The sequence below is a fragment of the Palleronia pelagia genome, assembly GCF_900110115.1.
GTDB classification, from domain to species: domain Bacteria; phylum Pseudomonadota; class Alphaproteobacteria; order Rhodobacterales; family Rhodobacteraceae; genus Palleronia; species Palleronia pelagia.
Genome location: NZ_FOCM01000002.1, coordinates 247,373 through 265,339, shown reverse-complemented (window position 1 = coordinate 265,339; position 17,967 = coordinate 247,373). Strand labels below are relative to the sequence as shown.

The 17,967-nt window shown below is 67.8% G+C and carries 22 protein-coding genes; 7 read left to right on the top strand and 15 right to left on the bottom strand.

Going from position 1 to position 17,967, the window contains the following annotated elements:
* From BMX96_RS05555 to BMX96_RS05545, 3 genes are read right to left on the bottom strand one after another with little or no spacing between them, the layout of a single operon-like run.
* Positions 1-1,386, bottom strand: coding sequence for a TRAP transporter large permease (locus BMX96_RS05555; protein WP_091844608.1), 1,386 nt, complete (start codon positions 1,384-1,386; stop codon positions 1-3).
* A complete protein-coding gene (locus tag BMX96_RS05550) occupies positions 1,376-1,888 on the bottom strand; it encodes a TRAP transporter small permease (RefSeq protein ID WP_091844607.1) in 513 nt (170 codons plus the stop codon). Before BMX96_RS05550 ends, BMX96_RS05555 begins: the two co-directional genes overlap by 11 nt.
* Positions 1,889-1,910: 22 nt before the next feature.
* Positions 1,911-2,948, bottom strand: a complete 1,038-nt coding sequence (locus BMX96_RS05545) for a TRAP transporter substrate-binding protein (RefSeq protein ID WP_091844606.1) — start codon at positions 2,946-2,948, stop codon at positions 1,911-1,913.
* Positions 2,949-3,083: 135 nt separating this feature from the next.
* Between BMX96_RS05545 and BMX96_RS05540 the strand changes: the two genes are divergently transcribed.
* Complete coding sequence (locus BMX96_RS05540; RefSeq protein WP_175481665.1) at positions 3,084-3,974, top strand: helix-turn-helix domain-containing protein; 891 nt, start codon at positions 3,084-3,086, stop codon at positions 3,972-3,974.
* Positions 3,975-3,981: 7 nt separating this feature from the next.
* Here BMX96_RS05540 and BMX96_RS19885 read toward each other — a convergent pair whose 3' ends face one another.
* The 3 genes from BMX96_RS19885 to BMX96_RS05530 all read right to left on the bottom strand — a co-directional run bounded on the left by BMX96_RS19885 (position 3,982) and on the right by BMX96_RS05530 (position 6,122).
* On the bottom strand, positions 3,982-4,563 hold the full coding sequence (locus BMX96_RS19885; protein ID WP_236736970.1) for an efflux RND transporter permease subunit: 582 nt from the start codon (positions 4,561-4,563) through the stop codon (positions 3,982-3,984).
* An 8-nt stretch (positions 4,564-4,571) separates the two neighbouring features.
* Positions 4,572-5,156, bottom strand: coding sequence for a transglycosylase SLT domain-containing protein (locus BMX96_RS19880; RefSeq protein WP_236736969.1), 585 nt, complete (start codon positions 5,154-5,156; stop codon positions 4,572-4,574).
* Between the two features lie 84 nt (positions 5,157-5,240).
* Complete coding sequence (locus BMX96_RS05530) at positions 5,241-6,122, bottom strand: AEC family transporter (RefSeq protein ID WP_073129416.1); 882 nt, start codon at positions 6,120-6,122, stop codon at positions 5,241-5,243.
* 77 nt (positions 6,123-6,199) lie between these two features.
* Between BMX96_RS05530 and hspQ the strand changes: the two genes are divergently transcribed.
* On the top strand, positions 6,200-6,526 hold the full coding sequence (gene hspQ, locus BMX96_RS05525) for a heat shock protein HspQ (RefSeq protein WP_073129417.1): 327 nt from the start codon (positions 6,200-6,202) through the stop codon (positions 6,524-6,526).
* Here the strand turns inward: hspQ and BMX96_RS05520 are convergent.
* The 4 genes from BMX96_RS05520 to BMX96_RS05505 form a co-directional block, all read right to left on the bottom strand.
* A complete protein-coding gene (locus BMX96_RS05520) occupies positions 6,523-6,909 on the bottom strand; it encodes a rhodanese-like domain-containing protein (RefSeq protein WP_091844603.1) in 387 nt (128 codons plus the stop codon). The genes hspQ and BMX96_RS05520 overlap by 4 nt on opposite strands.
* Before the next feature lie 11 nt (positions 6,910-6,920).
* A complete protein-coding gene (locus tag BMX96_RS05515; RefSeq protein ID WP_091844602.1) occupies positions 6,921-8,498 on the bottom strand; it encodes a gamma-glutamyltransferase family protein in 1,578 nt (525 codons plus the stop codon).
* 148 nt (positions 8,499-8,646) lie between these two features.
* Complete coding sequence (locus BMX96_RS05510; protein WP_091844601.1) at positions 8,647-9,126, bottom strand: ATP-binding protein; 480 nt, start codon at positions 9,124-9,126, stop codon at positions 8,647-8,649.
* Positions 9,116-9,484, bottom strand: a complete 369-nt coding sequence (locus BMX96_RS05505) for an STAS domain-containing protein (RefSeq protein ID WP_091844600.1) — start codon at positions 9,482-9,484, stop codon at positions 9,116-9,118. The genes BMX96_RS05510 and BMX96_RS05505 overlap by 11 nt, the downstream gene beginning before the upstream one ends.
* A gap of 88 nt (positions 9,485-9,572) precedes the next feature.
* On the opposite strand from BMX96_RS05505, the gene BMX96_RS05500 reads away from it, so the two are divergent.
* From BMX96_RS05500 to BMX96_RS05490, 3 genes are read left to right on the top strand one after another with little or no spacing between them, the layout of a single operon-like run.
* Positions 9,573-10,730, top strand: coding sequence for an acetyl-CoA C-acyltransferase (locus tag BMX96_RS05500; RefSeq protein ID WP_091844599.1), 1,158 nt, complete (start codon positions 9,573-9,575; stop codon positions 10,728-10,730).
* A 39-nt stretch (positions 10,731-10,769) separates the two neighbouring features.
* Entirely contained in the window at positions 10,770-11,222 is a 453-nt protein-coding gene (locus BMX96_RS05495) for a GAF domain-containing protein (protein ID WP_091844598.1), read from the top strand.
* On the top strand, positions 11,209-11,847 hold the full coding sequence (locus BMX96_RS05490; protein ID WP_091844597.1) for an RluA family pseudouridine synthase: 639 nt from the start codon (positions 11,209-11,211) through the stop codon (positions 11,845-11,847). Before BMX96_RS05495 ends, BMX96_RS05490 begins: the two co-directional genes overlap by 14 nt.
* A gap of 4 nt (positions 11,848-11,851) precedes the next feature.
* Here BMX96_RS05490 and BMX96_RS05485 read toward each other — a convergent pair whose 3' ends face one another.
* Positions 11,852-12,439, bottom strand: a complete 588-nt coding sequence (locus tag BMX96_RS05485) for an alpha/beta hydrolase (protein WP_091844596.1) — start codon at positions 12,437-12,439, stop codon at positions 11,852-11,854.
* 5 nt (positions 12,440-12,444) lie between these two features.
* The gene (locus BMX96_RS05480) at positions 12,445-13,371 is read right to left on the bottom strand and encodes a VOC family protein (protein ID WP_091844595.1); all 927 of its coding nucleotides are present in this window, start codon (positions 13,369-13,371) and stop codon (positions 12,445-12,447) included.
* A 242-nt stretch (positions 13,372-13,613) separates the two neighbouring features.
* Between BMX96_RS05480 and BMX96_RS05475 the strand changes: the two genes are divergently transcribed.
* Complete coding sequence (locus BMX96_RS05475; protein ID WP_073129426.1) at positions 13,614-14,270, top strand: peroxiredoxin; 657 nt, start codon at positions 13,614-13,616, stop codon at positions 14,268-14,270.
* 259 nt (positions 14,271-14,529) lie between these two features.
* Positions 14,530-15,411, top strand: coding sequence for a DMT family transporter (locus tag BMX96_RS05470; protein ID WP_091844594.1), 882 nt, complete (start codon positions 14,530-14,532; stop codon positions 15,409-15,411).
* On the opposite strand, the gene BMX96_RS05465 is transcribed toward BMX96_RS05470, so the two are convergent.
* Genes BMX96_RS05465 through BMX96_RS05455 form a run of 3 tightly spaced genes read right to left on the bottom strand, consistent with a single transcriptional unit; the run spans position 15,392 to position 17,941 of the window.
* Positions 15,392-15,487: a DUF2474 family protein gene (locus tag BMX96_RS05465; RefSeq protein WP_091844593.1), complete on the bottom strand. Its 96-nt coding sequence runs from the start codon at positions 15,485-15,487 to the stop codon at positions 15,392-15,394. The genes BMX96_RS05470 and BMX96_RS05465 overlap by 20 nt on opposite strands.
* A complete protein-coding gene (gene cydB, locus BMX96_RS05460; RefSeq protein ID WP_214606832.1) occupies positions 15,487-16,500 on the bottom strand; it encodes a cytochrome d ubiquinol oxidase subunit II in 1,014 nt (337 codons plus the stop codon). The genes BMX96_RS05465 and cydB overlap by 1 nt, the downstream gene beginning before the upstream one ends.
* A gap of 10 nt (positions 16,501-16,510) precedes the next feature.
* The gene (locus tag BMX96_RS05455; protein ID WP_091844591.1) at positions 16,511-17,941 is read right to left on the bottom strand and encodes a cytochrome ubiquinol oxidase subunit I; all 1,431 of its coding nucleotides are present in this window, start codon (positions 17,939-17,941) and stop codon (positions 16,511-16,513) included.
* Positions 17,942-17,967: the final 26 nt, after the last annotated feature.

Here is a 17,967-nt window from a genome sequence, read left to right as displayed (position 1 = left end):
TCATAGAACGGTTGTCAGGAACAGGGTCAGCGCCGGCACGAGGATCAGGATCGCCACGCGCACCAGCTCGATCGCGAAGAAGGGCGCCACGCCGCGGAAGATCGTGGCGATGCCCGTGTCGGGCGAGAACGACTTGATGACGAAGACATTCAGGCCCACGGGCGGCGTGATCAGCCCCAGCTCGACCACGATCAGCGCGAGGATCCCGAACCAGATGCGCAGGTCGGCATTGCTCATCCCGAAGGCCGCGGTGTCGGCGGTGACGTAATCGCCGCCGTTGATCTGGATCAGCACCGGCCAGAAGAACGGCACGACCACGAGGATCATCGACAAGCTTTCCATGAAGCAGCCCAGCACGATAAGGATCACCAGCATCGCCACCAGGATCAGGTAGGGATCGAGCGTCGAGGCCGCGGCCCAGTCGCTCATCGCGGTGGGCAGGTTGGTGCGCGCGAAGAAGCCCTTCAGGATGTCGGCGGCGAACAGGATGAAATAGATCATCGAGGCCGTCTTGGCGGTCGCCAGGAGCGCGGCCTTCAAGCGCCCCAGCGTCAGGCCGTCATCGTTCGACAGCGCGCGCAGCAGGATGCCGTAGACGAGGATCAGGAACACGCCGACCGCCGCCGCGGGCGTGGGCGTGAACAGTCCCATCCCGAGCCCCAGGATGATGGACCCGAAGATCAGCCCGACGGGCAGAAGCCGGCGGATGGCGTGGCGCACCTCGGCATCGGTCATGGCGGCGGGCGTGGGCGCGAGGTCGGGATTGCGGGCCAGTCGAAGGCGGATGACCACAAGGAAGAAAACGACCGCCAGCAGGCCCGGCACGATGGCCGCCTGGAACATGTCGATGATCGAGGCCTCGACCACGATGGCGTAGATGACCAGCGCGACGGATGGCGGGATCAGGATGCCCAGCGTTCCGCCCGCGGCCAGCACGCCGGTCGACAGCCCTTCGTTGTATTTGAGCTTGCGCAGCTCGGGCAGGGCCACCCGGCTCATGGTCGAGGCGGTGGCAATGGACGATCCGCTCACGGCCCCGAACCCGGCGCAGGCCAGGATCGTCGCCATGGCCACGCCGCCCCGGATCTTGCGGGTCAGCGCGCTGAGACCCTGGAACAGGTCGCGGCTGAGCCCCGTCTCGGCGGCGAGGAACCCCATCAGCACGAAAAGCGGCACCACCGACAGGTCGTAATTGGCGACGCTGTTCCACAGCGCCGTCTTGAACTGCAGCAGGTAGGGGCCGAACTTGATGAAGGGCGACGCGAGGCTCAGGACCCACGTCCCGGCGATGCCGGTGATCAGCATCGCCAGCGCGACCGGGATCCGCAGCATGATCAGGATGAACAGCGCGACGATCCCGTAGGCGCCGATAAGCTCACGCTCCATCCTGCGCCTCGCCGGTCACGAAGGTTTCGAGAAAGGCGGCGATGGCCCACAGCACGCAGGAGACGACGGCGAAGGGCATGAAGATCCAGACCGGCCATCCCAGCACGGCGGTCTCCACGTTGTCCGACCGGGTTTCCAGCGTGCCCTGGACCAGCATCACCGCCATGGTGCCCGCGACCGCGATGACCAGAAGGCCCGACAGGACCGACACGACGCGGTTCGCCAGCGGCGGCGCCTTCTGCATGAAGATGTCCACGGCGGCGTGACCGCCGTGGAGCTGGCAATAGGGAAACATGGCCAGAGCGGCGACGCCCACCAGCATGGTCACCGCGTCCTCGTAACCCGGCAGGCCGGGGACGTTGCCGCCCCAGCTGCGCGCCACGGTGTTGGCGGTGAAGCCGATGGCGTTCACGGCGGTCGCCAGGACGATCACCAGGAGCAGCACGCCGCCAAGCAGCGCCCACAGGCTGATGACCCGCGAAAGCAGGGTACCCACGCGCATGTTTCCCCCTTGGTCGGGCTGGTTACTCCGAGTGCTCGGCGACCGCGGCCTTGGCCTTTTCCAGCAGGGCGGCGGCGTCGATCCCCTGTCCGCTCGCCTCGTCGACCCAACGCTGGGCGACGGCGGCGAAGGGCTCTTCGAACGCGGCGGTGGCCTCGGCGTCGAGGGCGACGACGCTGTTGCCCGCGTCCCGCGCCATCTGCTTGCCCACCGGCTCGATCTCGTTCCACGCCGTGCCCATCTCGGCGGCCAGCGCGGCGCCGGAATGATCGTCGATCACCTGCTTCAGGTCATCGGGCAGCGACTCGTAGGCGTCCTTGTTCATGGCGAACAGGAAGGTCGAGGTGCCGAAACGCGCGCCTTCGTTCAACTCGACCGAGGCCGAGGTCAGCTCGGCCAGGCCCAGCGGGATCGCCACCTCGAACGGGACGAGCCCCGCGTCGACGGTGTTCTTCGACAATGCCTGCGGCAGGGCGGGGACCGGCATGCCCACCGGCTCGGCGCCCAGCGCCTCGAGCACCCAGGCGCCCGTGCGCGACGGGCTGCGGACCTTCAGGCCTTCGAAATCGGCGGCCGACTCGACTGTGCCGTTCGCCAGGTGCAGCGCGTTGCCGGAATGGACGTGGACCAGGATCGGGTGCACGTCTTCGAAATCGGCGGCCAGGTCGTCCATCATGTCCTGGATGGCAAGGTTGGTCGCACGCGCGTCGCCCACGTGAACGCTGGGCAGTTCGAACACCTCGGTGCGGGGGAAGGTCCCGGGGGTATAGCCCGGCAGCGTCCAGACGAGGTCGGCCACGCCGTCGCGCACCTGGCTGTAAAGCTCCGGCGGGGCACCGCCCAGCGACATGGCCGGGAAGATCTCGAACTGGATGCGCCCCTCCGACGCTTCTTCGACCGATTGGACCCACGGCTCCAGCAGGACGGTCTGCGTGGGCGCGGCGGGGCTCAGGAAATGGTGGATCGAGAACGTGAAGTCCTGCGCCTGCGCCCCGGTGGACAGCGCGAGGGCCGCCAGGGTGGACGAGGTGCCTGCAAGAAGTGTGGCCAGTCGTGACATGAAATCCTCCCGATTAGTGTCAGCTTGGCTCATACCATAGCGGTTCGGGCGTGTAACGATATGGACCGACGAAACAATCTCTTGCACTATCCGATCATGTCGAGCCCAATTGATCCAGATCAAGGACACGCGCATATGTCGCCCGGTCGTGCCGTTCCAAGCTTTGAGTTGTACGGCGAATGGCTGTCCGGCAGGCATACCGATCCCATCCACCACGAAACCATCCGGGAACGCAGCAGTCAGCACGACTGGACAATTCGACTTCATCGGCACCGGGCACTGGCGCAGGTTTTCCTGTTCCGCACCGACACCGTGTCCTTCCGGGTCGAGGACGCGGCGCGCAGCACGGCCGAGCCGCATATCCTGTTCGTCCCGCCGGGCATCGCCCACGGCTTTCGCTTCAGGGAGGACGTGGATGGCGACGTGCTGAGCTTTCGCGTGGACGAGCTCGGGCCGGCCGTGTCGGACCTGCTGCGCCGGCCGGCGCTGAAGGCGGCGGGCATCCTGCCGCAGGCCGCTTTTCCCGATTTCGCGCACACCGCGTCGCTTTTCGACCAGGTCCGGCACGTCTATCACGGCATGGCTCCGGGGCGGTCCGACCTGCTGGCGGCGCTGACGCAGCTGATCCTGGCCTACGTCTCGGGCGGCCTTCGCCAAGTGCAATCCGTCGGCGCGATCAGCCGGACCGACGGCCCGACCCGGCACGAGGCGCGGGCCGAGGCTTTCTGCGCGCTGGTCGAGACGCATTTCAACGAGGATCTGGCGGTCGGCGACTACGCGGCGATGCTAGACATCTCGGCCCCGCATCTCACGCGGCTTTGCCGCGCGGCGCTGGGCCTTTCGCCGAACGAACTGGTGCGCCAGCGCCGCCTGCTCGAAGCGATGCGGCTGCTGGAATATACGCGGCTGTCGGTTGCCGAGATAGCGCATCGGTCCGGCTTCCAGGATCCGGCCTTCTTCAGCCGGACCTTTCGCCGTGCGCAGGGCGTGCCGCCCACGAGCTACCGCGAACAGCGCGACCGGTGACGCGCGCTCAGGCCGGTTCGGGCGTGGCGCGGGTGTCCTCGCTCCGCTCGTCCTCGCGGTCCCGTTGCAGCAGGTCGTACAGCACCGGCGTCAGGAACAGCGTCAGGATCGACGCGGCCATGAAGCCGCCGATGATGACGATGCCGATGGAAAACCGGCTGGCCGCGCCTGCGCCCGACGACAGCACCAGCGGCACCGCGCCCAGCACAGTGGACATCACCGTCATCAGGATCGGCCGCAGGCGCACGGCCGACGCCTCGATCACCGCCTCGCGAACGTCCTTGCCGCGGGCGCGCAACTGGTTCGCGAACTCGACGATCAGGATGCCGTTCTTCGCCATCAACCCGATCAGCATGACCATGCCCACCTGCGTGTAGATGTTCACCGCCTCGCCCAGCACGAACAGTGTCACCAAGGCCCCCGCCGCGGCGAGCGGCACCGAGAGCAGGATGACCACCGGCTGAATGAAGCTTTCGAACTGCGCGGCGAGCACCAGGAACACGATCAGGATCGCCAGCCCGAAGGTCAGCGCGATACCGCCCGAGGTCTCCTGGAAGCTTTCGGCCTGCCCGGAATAGGCGATCTGCATTTGCGCCGTCAGAGCCTGCGGCAGGCTCTCAGCTGGTCCTCGTAGCGCACGGCGCGGCGGGCCACCCGGTCGGACACTTCCAGCAGCCACGGCTTGGCGTTGTAGCTGCCGCGGGAATAGCCGGTGCGCCCCTCGTGATAGGCCAGGTACTGGTTGCGCGCGTCGCCGCGGCTGATGCCGAGACGCTTGGTGGTCTGGTCCATGTACCAGCCCATGAAATCGGTCGCGTCGTCGATGTCGTCGCGCTTGGCCCGGCGGCGGCCGGTCTCGGCCTTGTATTCGTCCCAGGTGCCGTCCAGCGCCTGGCTGTAGCCATAGGCCGAGCTCTGGCGGCCCATGGGGATCACACCAAGCGCATAGCGCAGCGGCGTGCGGGCGTTGCCGATGAACTTGCTCTCCTGGTGGATGGTCGCCATCTGCACGGGCACAGGGATGCCGTAGCGCCGTTCGGTGCGGCGCATGGCGCGCAGGTAATGGGGCCGTTCGTCCACGATGGCGCACGCGTTGTCGAGGTTTCGGGGCGCAGTCCGTTCGCTGCTGCCGCATCCCGCGACGAACACCAAAAGGATCAGGGCGCGGAGGGATCTGCTCATCTGCCGCTCGTTTGTTGTTTTGTGCCTGTTTTTCTTTTCAAGTTAGCCCAAACGCGCCGCCCGATAAACAGGGAAGGCGCCCGGTCAGATCACGAAAGCGAGGACCAGAGGCAGCGTGAGCACGCTGAGCGTCGTGCTGACCACGACCAGCGACGCCACCGCGTCGGCATCGGCCCCGTATTTCGCCGCCAGCAGGTAGGACGTGACCGCCACGGGCGTGGCGACCTGCAGGATCAGCACGGCCAGTGCCACGGGCGGCAGTCCGAACCATGCGCCGGTGGCCCAGGCCAGCCCGATGCAGGCCACGGCCTTCAGGACCGACAGGACCAGCGGCATCCCCAGGCTCTTGGGGCTGAGACGCGCCACGGCCACGCCCAGCGTGATCAGCATGAGCGGGATCGCCAGCTGCCCGATCAGGTCCAGCGTGTTGGTCAGGAAGGTGGGCGTCTGCCAGTCCTGCCACAGGAACAGCGCGCCCAGCAGCGTGCCCCAGACCAGCGGTTCCTTCAGGGCCTTCAGGGGCGACCCGCCGCCCGCCACCATCCAGATCCCGATGGTGAAGGAATAGATCGCCATGATGGCGAAGACGACCACTGCATAGCCCAGCCCCTCGGCGCCGAAGGCGAACAGCGCCAGCGGCAGGCCGAGGTTGCCGGTATTGCCGAAGATCAGAGGGGCGAGATAGGTCCGCATGTCCAGACGGAACACCGCCACCAGCGCCAGCATCGCGGCGGTGACCGCCGCGTAGGCCACGACCGTTGCCAGCGACAGGGTGGTCAGCGCGGCGGGCGGGATCTCGGTCTCCATCAGGGCCACGAAGATCAGGCACGGGATCGACAGGGTCATCGCCATGCGGGTGACGAACTCGATCTGGTAGTCGAAGCCCATCCGCACCCAGACGAAACCGATGATGGCCAGGAAAAAGACGGGCGCGACGACTTCGCCCACTGTCAGGATCAAATGCACAGTGTGTTTCCCCCGAAACCGCCGTCATTGTTTGCCAAAACCGGGCACCTTCCGTATGTTGACCACCGGAGGGCCAGATGCTGAGTACACGTGCGCGTTATCACCTTGGGCAGATCGTCCGCCACCGGAAACATCCGTTCCGGGGGGTCGTTTTCGACGTCGATCCCAAGTTCAACAACACCGAGGAATGGTACGAATCCATCCCCGAGGAAGCCCGTCCCGCGAAGGACCAGCCCTATTACCACCTGCTGGCCGAGAACGAGCAGAGCTATTACGTGGCATACGTGTCTGAGCAGAACCTGATCGCGGATTACTCGGGCGAACCCGTGGGGCACCCGGACCTGCCCGACCTGTTCGGTGACATCGAAGACGGCACCTACCCGCTGCAATTCGCGATGAACTAGGCCTGCTCGACCGGCAGGCCGGCGTCTTTCCACGCGGAAAAGCCGCCGTCCATCTCGGCCACATTCTCGACACCCATGTCCTGCAACGTCTTGGCCGCGAGGGCCGAGCGCCAGGCCGACGCGCAGAACAGCACGATGCGCTTGTCGGTGGCGAAGTCGGGCTTGTGATAGGGGCTTTCGGGATCGACCCAGAATTCCAGCATGCCGCGCGGCGCGTGCACCGCGCCGGGGATGCGGCCAGTCTTGGCCAGTTCGCGCACGTCGCGGATATCGACCAACAGGGCGCGCCCGGCATCGGCCTCGGCGCGGGCGTCCTCCAGGCTCAGCGTGGTGACCTGGCCCTTGGCGGCGCGCACAAGGTCGGCGACGGGGGTGATCGGCATCGGGTGTCTCCTCAGTAGCCCAGGGCGCAGCCATCCTTGCGCGGATCGGATGCGCCTTCCAGCACGCCGCTGTCATCGATGCGAATGGTCTGCGCGCCGCCGATGGCGACCTCGGGGCGACTGACGGCGTGGCCGCGGCGGGCCAGCTCGTCATAGACCTCGGGCGAATAGCCGTTCTCGACCTTCATGTCGCCCGCGTCGCTGAAGCTGCGCGCGGTGTCGATGGTCTGCTGCGGGTGCATCCCGAAATCGGCGATGTTGCTGACGAAACGGGCGTGGCCGTTGGCCTGGTAGGCGCCGCCCATGACGCCGAAGGGCATCAGCAGCTTGCCGTCCCGCTTCAGCATCGCGGGTATGATCGTGTGCATGGGCCGCTTGCCGCCTGCGGCTTCGTTCGGATGCCCTTCCGCGAGCGAGAAGCCCGAGCCGCGATTCTGCATCAGGATGCCGAACTTGTCGGACGCGATGCCCGAGCCGAAGCTGTTGAAGATCGAGTAGATCAGCGACACCGCCATGCGGTCGCGGTCGACCACGGTGATGTAGATCGTATCCTTGTGAACGTTCTCGGACACCCGCGCCGGGGCCTCCATCGCACGCTCCATGTCGATGAGGGCCGCCAGCTTCCGGGCCGTGTCCATCGACAGCAGGTGGTCGGTGCGGGTCATGTGATCGGGGTCGGCGATGAAGCGGTTGCGCGCGTCGTAGGCCAGCTTGGACGCCTCGGCCTCGACATGGGCGCGGTCGGCGCCCAGCGGGTCCATGGAGGCGATGTCGAAATGGGACAGGATGTTGCACAGCAGGATGGCCGCCGCGCCCTGTCCGTTCGGCGGATGCTCGACCAGCTCATAGCCGCGATACTGTCCGCTGATCGGGGTCACGTAGTCCGACGTGCAGGCGGCGAAATCGTCCAGCGTGTGGGTGCCGCCCATGGCGCGCAGGCTGTCGACCATGTCCTCGGCGACTTCGCCCTCGTAGAAGGCGTCGCGCCCGTCCATGGCGATGCGGCGCAGCACCTCGGCCTGTTTCGGCGAGCGGAACAGCTGGCCTGGCGCGGGCGCCTTGCCGTCCAGAAGGTAATCGTCGCGCGCCACCCCTTGCAGCGTGTCGACCGCCAGCCCCCAGTCGAAAGCCACGCGCGGAGCCACGGGAATGCCGGCCTCGGCGTAGTGAATGGCGGGGGCCAGACATGCCGCCAGCCCGGCGCGGCCGTGATCGGCCGACAGGCGGCAGAAGGCGTCGATCGCGCCCGGCACGGTGACGGCGTGGGGGCTGGTGGCGGACAGGGTGTCCATGCCCTGCGCCCGAAGATCCGCCGCCGACAGGCCGGCCGGGGCCCGGCCCGAGCCGTTCAGCGCCACGATCTCGTCGCTGTCGCCGCGCTTGACCAGCGCGAACAGGTCGCCGCCGATGCCGGTCATCTGCGGCTCGGCGATGCCCAGCAGCACGGCGCCGGCGATGGCGGCGTCCACGGCGTTGCCGCCGGATTCGAGGACCTGGATCGCGACCTTCGAGGCCAGCGGGTGCGACGTCGCGCACATCCCGTTCGTGGCATAGACCGCCGAGCGGCCCGGCAAGTGAAAGTCCCGCATCCTGAAGCACCCCTACGTTGCGTCATGTTCGTGTCGCGGGCAATCTAGCCGCTGCGACAGGAATGACCAGACGGGCTGTCCCGACACGATACGGTTTGCGCTACCGGTCCGCCGCGCCGCGCGCTTCGGTGCGCTTTGGCGGCCGGGCTCATGCGGCTTGCACGACCGGCAGTCGGAAGCGCAGGCGGTTGCGCCGCCCCGCGCGGACGTAGTCCAGGTCACTGACAAGCGACTTGATCAGCAGCCAGCCGAACCCGCCCTGGGGCGCGTCGGCCGGTTCGGGTCTTGGCGGGTCGGGCACAAGCCCCCGGGGCAGGGGCGCGCCGTCGTCCAGGGTCTGGCAGGACAGCGCGCCGTTGCGCAGGTCGACCCGAAGCTCGATCCGCCCGGACGGCACGTCCGCGTAGGCGTGTTCGACGATGTTGTTCATGACTTCCGCCAGGACCAGCTCGAGCGACTGGATCGTGTCGCGCGACAGCCGCAGCGGGGCCAGCGCACCCAGCGTCACCGCGAGCGCCGCACGCACCGTCCGGGGCGAGCCGTCCAGCACCACCCGTACGCCATCATCGGAATAGGCGCAGTCGATGGGTCCCTCGCGGACCGGCCTGCGCCCCTGGTCAGACGGCATGGTGATGAATGGCCTGCGCGGGGTCGGCCGCCGGCTCCTCGGCCCCCGGTGCGCGGGCGTGGATCGTGAACAGCGTGTCCATCCGTGTCAGCCGGAACACCTGTGCCACGGCATCGCGCAGCCCGGCGAGTTCCAGGACCTGGTGCGGCGGCATCATCTTGTGCACGCCGATCACGGCGCCCAGGCCCGAGCTGTCCATGAAATCGACGCGGGCGAGGTCCAGCACGACCCGGCCCCGCGCCCCGGCGCTGGCCGCGCGCACCGCGTCCTTGAATTGCACGGCCACGGCGGCGTCCAGGCGACGTTCGCGAACCCGCAGCACGGTGGCGTCCTCGGTCTGGTGGGTGTCGATGATCATGCGCTCCGCGCCCCTTGTTGTGCCCCGGACAAAGCTAGGGCACGATCCTTAAGCCTTCGTATAGACCGACCCAGAGAGAGACCGCCCCATGCGCGACATCGCCATCACCGCCGCCCGCCGTACGCCCATGGGCGGCCTTCAAGGGGACTTCGCCACGCTGTCGGCGCCCGAGCTCGGCGGCGCGGCGATCGCCGCCGCGCTGGACGATGCCGGGCGACCCGCCGTCGATGCGGTGCTCATGGGCTGCGTGCTGCCTGCGGGGCAGGGGCAGGCCCCCGCGCGGCAGGCGGGCTTCGCCGCCGGCCTCGGCGAGGAAGTTCCGGCGACGACGCTGAACAAGATGTGCGGCTCGGGGATGCAGGCGGCGATGAACGCCTTCGATACCTTGTGCGCGGGCGGCGCCGCCACGCTGGTCGCCGGCGGGATGGAGAGCATGACGAACGCCCCCTACCTGCTGCCCAAGATGCGCGGCGGCGCGCGGCTGGGCCACGGCCAGGTGATCGACTCGATGTTTCTCGACGGGCTCGAGGACGCCTACGACAAGGGCCGTCTCATGGGCACCTTCGCCGAGGATTGCGCCGAGCATTACCAGTTCACCCGCGCCGCGCAGGACGACTTCGCGCTGGTCTCGCTCGACCGGGCCTTGAAGGCCGGCGAAAGCGGCGCCTTCGACGCCGAGGTCACGCCGGTCACCTTCCGCAGCCGCAAGGGCGAGGTCACAGTGCATCGCGACGAGCAACCCCAGAGCGCGCGGCCCGACAAGATCCCGCAGCTGAAGCCCGCCTTCCGCGAAGGCGGCACGGTGACGGCGGCCAACGCCTCGTCGATTTCGGACGGGGCGGCGGCGCTCGTGCTTTCGGCCGACCCCGACGCCACGGCCCGCGCCTATATCCGCGGCCACGCCACCCACGCGCAGGCCCCCGGCTGGTTCACCACCGCGCCGGTCCCGGCGACACGAAAGCTCCTGGACCGGCTGGGCTGGTCGGTGTCGGACGTGGACCTGTGGGAGGTGAACGAGGCCTTCGCGGTCGTTCCCATGGCCTTCATGCGCGAGATGGGCGTCGATCACGACCGGCTGAACGTGAATGGTGGCGCCTGCGCACTGGGCCATCCCATCGGCGCCTCGGGCGCACGGATCCTCTGCACGCTGCTGTCCGCGATGGAGGCGCAGGGCGCCCGGCGCGGCGTGGCCGCCATCTGCATTGGCGGTGGCGAAGGCACCGCCATCGCGATAGAGCGGCCCTGATCGCGCCGGATACAAGGCGTTTCTTGTCCGTGAGGCCCCATGCCCGATTACGACCTGCTGTCGAAAACCATCGCGTCTCTGACCGAGGGCGAAGATGACGCCGTCGCGCTGATGGCCACCGTCGCCTGCGAGGTGCACCATGCCGACGAGCGGTTCGACTGGACCGGTTTCTACCGCGTGGTGGCCCTGGACCTGCTGAAGATCGGGCCCTACCAGGGCGGCCACGGCTGCCTTGTCATCCCGTTCGACTCGGGCGTCTGCGGCGCCGCCGCCCGCTCGCGCGAGGTGCAGCTGGTCGACGATGTCGAGGCGTTTCCCGGCCACATCGCCTGCGCCTCCTCGACCCGGTCCGAGCTGGTCCTCCCGGTCTTCAACGGGGCGGGCGACGTCATCGCCGTCTTCGATATCGACAGCGACCTGCCGGCCGCCTTCACGCGGGACGACGCCGACCGCCTGGGCGCGATCCTGGGGGACGTGTTTGGCCGGCTCTGACTACGCGCCACCGGTCGATCCGATCGAGATCCTGCACCGCGACGACGACCTGCTTGTCGCGGTGAAGCCCGAGGGCCTTCTGTCGGTGCCGGGGAAGGGCCCCGCGCTGGCCGATTGTCTCGAGGCGCGCTTGCGGGCCGACGATCCGGGCGTGTTTCTGGTTCACAGGCTGGACCGGGACACCTCGGGCGTCATGGTCTTCGCCCGAAACCCCGCGGCGCAGCGGCACCTGGGCCTTCAGTTCGAGCGGCGGCACGTGGAAAAGCGCTACGTCGCGCTTGCGGCGGGGCAGGTCGCGGACGCCGAAGGGGTGATCGACCGCCCGCTCATGGCCGACTGGCCCAACCGCCCCCGCCAGATGGTGCACCCGGACGGCAAGCGCGCGGTGACCCGGTGGCAGGTGGCGGCGCGCCACGCCGGCCACACCCGGATGATCCTGCACCCGGAAACGGGCCGGTCGCACCAGTTGCGCGTGCACCTGGCCGATCTGGGGCATCCGCTCCTCGGTGACCCGCTTTACGATGGTCCGCCCGCGCCGCGCATGATGCTGCATGCCGAGGCGCTGTCGCTCTTCCATCCCAGCGGCGGCGCGCGGCGAACCTTCGTCGCCCCCACACCGTTCTGAGCGCTCAGAGGAAGTCGGCGACCGCCTCGACCTCGGACTGGGGGATCTCGTGACCGCCGGGATGCCAGGCCAGCAGGCAATCCGCCTTCTGCGCGGTGAACCAATCGGCCAGCGCCTGCGTCAGCTCGGGCGGGCAGATCGGGTCCTGCCGCCCCGCGGTGATCAGCACGCGCGTCATCGCCATGCGCTCCTGCGGGTCGGGCACCCAGGGGATCAGCGGGTGCATCAGGACCAGCGCGTCGAAAAGCCCGGGCCGCTGGAACGCCACCGAGGCCAGGATATTGGCACCGTTGGAATAGCCCAGCCCGGTGACATGCTCGGCGCCGGTGCGTTCGCGTTCGGCCAGCACGAACTCGGTCATGGCGGCCGTGCGCTTGGCCAGGTCATCCATGTCGTAGACACCTTCGGCCTTGCGCCTGAAGAACCGCTGCGCGCCGCCCTCCAGCACGTCGCCGTTGGGCGACACGACGTGCGCGCCCGGCACCATCGCCTGCGCCGCGCCGTGGAATTGCCCGGCCGTGCCGCCGGTCCCGTGGAAGGTCAGGATCAGCCGGTTGGTGTCGCCGTCGTGGCGCAGAGCGTCGTAAGGCATCGCTATCACTCGATCGGTTGCAGGTGGCGCTCAAGCCGTTCGCGCAGGTACTCATGCTGCGACGGCAGTTTCAAGGCTTGGCCCAGATGCGCGGTGTCCTCGTCGCGGTCGAAGCCGGGCTCGTTCGTGGCGACCTCGAACAGGATGCCGCCCGGCGTGCGGAAGTAGATCGCCCAGAAATAATCGCGGTCGATCACCGGCGTCACCTGGTAGCCTGTGTCCAGAAGGGCCTCGCGCACCTCGAGCTGCCGCGCGCGGTTGTCCACCGAGAACGCGATGTGGTGCACCGATCCCGCGCCCTGTCCGGCGATGGGCGCGGTCGGGTGTTCCTCAATGTCGATCACGTTGGCGGTGCCATCCGGCACGATCATCCGCGTGGTGGCGCCGCGCGTCTCGACCGTGTCGTAGCCCATGAAGTTCAGGAGCTCGACGGTGGCCGCGCGGTCCCGCACCCGCATGGATGCCGAGTGGAAGCCGCGGATGGCTGCGTCTTCGGGCACGTCCGCCCCGGTCCAGGGCGTGCGGGCATCGTCGCCATCCTCGACCAAGGCGAAGAGGTCGCCGTCGGGGCCGGCGAAGCCGATCCGCGTGGCGCCGAAATCGTCCGTCTCGCGGCTGGCTTTCACGCCGCGGGCGCCCAGGCGCTCGCCCCAGTAGGACGCGACGCCCTGCGGGATGGTGAAGACGGTGGTGCCGACCTCGCCCGTGCCGCGCTGGCCGGGCCGCGCGCCGGGAAAGGGGAAATAGGTCATCACGCTGCCGGGGCTGCCGGTCTCGTCGCCGTAATACAGGTGATAGACGTCCGGCGCGTCGAAGTTCACCGTCTTTTTCACCCGGCGCAGGCCCAGGGTATCGGTGAAGAACGCGTTGTTGGCCCGGGCGTCCGAAGCCAGGGAGGTCACGTGGTGCAAACCGTTGATCTGGGACAGCATGGCGACTTTCCTCGTGTGATGTCGATTGCCAGGTAAACTAGGGGCGAAGGCTCGCGCACGAAACGCGGATCTGGGCGCAGGTTCTGTGCGAATTTGTGTATTCGGCATCCGGGTTGGCGTCGAACGACCGTTCCGCGTCCGCGGCAGATCGCGGAATGGGCGGTCCTTTCGCCGAAACCCCCTTGGTGCCGCGCCGCCCGTGCATAAGTTCAGGGGTAACGAATTAACAGAAGGAGGACCCCATGGCCCTGCGCATCGGCGATACCGCCCCCGACTTCACCGCCGACACCACCGAAGGCGAGATCCGTTTCCATGACTGGATCGGCGACGGCTACGCCATCCTGTTCAGCCACCCCAAGGACTTCACCCCGGTCTGCACGACCGAGCTTGGCATGATGGCCGGCATGGCCGACGAGTTCGCCAAGCGGAACGCCAAGATCATCGGCATCTCGGTCGACCCGGTGGACGACCACCACAAGTGGAAGGGCGACATCAAGAGCCTGACCGGCAACGAGGTCTCCTACCCGATGATCGGCGATCCCGACATGAAGATCGCCAAGCTCTACGACATGCTGCCGGCCGAGGCCTCTGGCGAGCCGGGCAACCGCACGCCCGCCGACAACCAGACCGTCCGCACCGTCTTCATCGTGGGGCCCGACAAGAAGGTGAAGCTGTCGCTGACCTATCCCATGACGACCGGGCGCAACTTCGACGAGATCCTGCGCGCGCTCGACTCGATCCGTCTGACGGCCGAGCACAAGGTCGCCACGCCCGCCGGCTGGACCCAAGGCGGTGACGTCATCCTCACCGCCGCGGTGAGCGACGAGGAAGGCGAAAGCAAGTACGGCGGGTTCGACAAGAAACTGCCCTACCTGCGCACGACGAAGCAGCCGGGCTGAACCGGGCACCAAGGCGGCGCCCTTCTCCGGGGTCGCCGCCATGCAGATCCCCTCGAAGACCGGGCGTGCGCGCCCGGTCTTTTTCGTTGGTGCCAAGGCAGGTGTGCCCCGTCGCGAAGGCCGCCCGCCGCACGGATCCAAGGTCGACGGCCCCGGAGTGCGCTTCTCCCCCACATCACTGGTCTGCAAATACTCATGTCGCGCGGCCGGCCACCGGGCAGGCCTTGACTCTGTCGCGCTGCGGGCGCCTCAAGCGGGCATGAGCCAACATCCCCTCTACGGCCTGGCGCTGGCCCTCGCGGCCGCGCTGCTGATCGCCCCCGACACCCTGTTCATGCGGCTGTCGGGGATGAACGGCGTGCAGATGATGGCCTGGCGCGGGCTTCTGACAGGGCTCGCCATGGGATGCGCCTGGATCCTGCTCAGCCGCGACCGTGCGGGCGATCTGCGCGCGCTGGTCACCCCGCTGGGCGGTCTCGCGGTGCTGTGCCAGGCGGTCAACGCGCTGTTCTTCGTTCTGGGGATCGCGATGGCGCCGGTGGCGGTGGTCCTTTTCGCCGTGGCGACCGTGCCGATCTGGTCGGCCATCCTCGGGGCGGTGTTCCTGGGCGACAGCGTGGGCCGGGCGACGGCCATGACTTGCGCCGTGGTGCTGTCGGGGATCGGCCTGTCGGTGTTCGCGGGCGGCGAGGGCGACGGCAGCGGCAGCGCGGTGCTGGGCGCGGCCTGCGGGCTGGCGGTGTCGGTGTCGCTGGCGGGCAGCTTCACCGTCTACCGCGCGGATCGCAGCCTGCCGATCCTGCTGACCATCGGCCTGGGCGCGACCCTGTCGGGCTGCGTGGGCTGGCTGTTGGCCGAGGACCTGGCCGCCGCCCCCCTGCGCATGGCCGCGATCGCCTTCACCGGTCTCGTGATCCTGCCGGTGTCGTTTTTCCTGCTGTCACTGGCCAGCCGCTACACCGAGGCCGCGAATGTGAGCCTCTTCCTGCTCCTGGAAACGGTGCTGGGTCCGCTGCTGGTCTGGGCCGTCATCGGCGAGCCGGTTCCGCCGCTCAGCCTTCTGGGCGGCGCCGTCGTGGTCGCGGCACTGGCGGTCTACCTGAACCACCGGCGCCGCAAGGCTAGAGAATCATCAGCCTGATCCCGTAGGCCACAACGGCCAGCGCCGCCACGCTGGCCGCCCAGATCAGCACGAACCACCCGATCTTCTTCAGCATCAGTGGTATCCGTCGCCGACCTTCAGCTTGCCGCGGAACACCCAGTAAGCATAGGCCGTGTAGGCCAGGATCAGCGGCACCAGCACGATGGCGCCCACGAACATGAACAGCTGCGAGCTATAGGGGCTGGCGGCGTCCCACAGCGTGACCGAGGTCGGGATCACGTAGGGCCACATGCAGACGGCTAGGCCCAGGAAGCACAGCCCGAACAGCCCCAGCGTGATGAAAAAGGGCGCCCAGTCGTTGCGCTCGTCGAACAGCTCCTTGGCCAGCCACAGGGTCAGGCCCACGACGAGGATCGGGATCGGCGACACCTCGAGGATCTGGGGCCACGAGAACCAGCGCTCGAAATAGGCCGGTTCCAGGAACGGGGTCGCCAGGCTGACCGCGCCGATGAAGCCCATCGTTGCGAAGCCGAAGACCCGCGCCAGCACGCGCACCTTGTGCTGCAGTTCGCCATCGACCCGCCAGTTCAGCCATGTCGCGCCCAGCAGCGCATAGCCGCAGACAACCGCGACGCCGGTCAGCAGGGTGAAGGGCGTCAGCCAGTCCCACCAGCCGCCGCCATAGGCGCGGCCGTCGACCTCGATGCCCTGCAGAAGCGTGCCCAGGATCATGCCCTGCGTCAGCGCCGCCACGGTCGACCCGCCGATGAAGGCCGCGTCCCAGAACCGTTTCGAGAACTTGTTGCCCGCGCGCCAGCGGAACTCGAACGCCACGCCGCGGAAGATCAGACCCAGCAGCATGGCGATGATGAGCGGATAGACCGCCGGCATGATGATGGCATAGGCCAGCGGAAAGGCCGCGAACAGGCCGCCGCCGCCCAGGATCAGCCAAGTCTCGTTGCCGTCCCATACCGGCGCGACCGTGTTCATCATCAGGTCGCGGTCCTCCTTCCTGGGGAAGAACGGGTAAAGGATACCGATGCCCAGGTCGAACCCGTCGAGCACGACGTAGACATAGACGGCGAAGGCCAGAAGAAGGGCCCAGGCGACGGTCAGGTCGAAACTGATCTCCATGTGCTTACTCCGCGGGTTGCTGGTTCTTGCCGGGACCGGTCAGGTCGGCGGGGGTGATCCCGCCAGTCCGGATCGGACCCGGCTCGGTCCGGACGCCGCGCTGGCCGCGCTCGGGCGGGTTGCCCATCAGCTTCAGCAGGTAGACGACGCCGGCGCCGAAGATGGCGAAATAGATCAGGACGAAGGCGATCAGCGAGGCTCCCACCGCCTGCGCGCCCAGCGGCGACACCGCGTCTGCGGTCAGAAGCTCGCCGTAGACGACATATGGCTGGCGCCCGACCTCGGTGGTGATCCAGCCGGCGATGACGGCGACCAGGCCCGACGGCCCCATGACCAGCGCCGCGCGGTGCAGCATGCGGTCGTAGAACAGGTTTCCGCGCCAGCGCGCCCACAGCGACCAGAGGCCGATCCCCACCATCAGGAAGCCGATGCCGACCATGACGCGAAAGCTCCAGAACACGATCCCCACCGGGGGCTGCATCTCGCGCGGAACGGTGTCGAGCCCGTCCATCGACGCGTCGAGGCCTTTCTCCAGCATCGGGCCGCCCAGCCGGGGAATCGAGATCTGGTAGTCGATCCGCTGCTCTTCCTGGTTGGGGATGCCGAACAGGATCAGCGGGATGCCGTCCTCGTGGCTTTCGAAATGCCCCTCCATCGCCAGCACCTTGACGGGCTGGTGTTCGTAGGTGTTCAGCCCCTGCTCGTGGCCCGCGACGATCTGCAAGGGCGCGACGATCGCGGCCATCCACATGGCCATCGAGAACATGGTGCGCACGCCCGCATTGTCGGTGCGCCCGCGCAGAAGGTGATACGCGCCCACGCCGCCAACGATGAACGCGGTGGTCAGATACGCCGCCGTCAACGTGTGCGCGAGGCGATAGGGGAAGGACGGGTTGAAGACGATTTCCCACCAGTTTTCCGGCAGGAACTGGCCGTTCTCGCCCATCGTGAAGCCCGCGGGCGTGTGCATCCAGCTGTTGACCGACAGGATCCAGGTGGCCGAGATCGCGGTGCCCACCGCCACCATCAGGGTGGCCACCATGTGCAGCTTGTCACCGACCTTCTCGCGCCCGAACAGCATGATCCCCAGGAATCCGGCCTCGAGGAAGAATGCCGTCAGCACCTCGTAGGCCATGAGCGGCCCGACCACGGGCCCGGCGAGATCCGAGAAGACCGACCAGTTGGTGCCGAACTGGTAGGACATGACGATGCCCGACACGACGCCCATGGCGAACGAGATCGCGAAGATCTTCAGCCAGTACTTGAACAGCCGCAGGTAGGCCTCGTTCCTGGTCCACAGATACATCCCGTTCACGACAGCCAGGTAACTCGCCAGCCCGATCGAGAAGGCGGGAAAGATGAAATGGAACGCGACGGTGAACCCGAATTGAATCCGGGCCAGCAACGTGGCGTCCAGGCCGAACGAAAAATCCATGGGGACAGCTCCACTTGTGTTGCCCA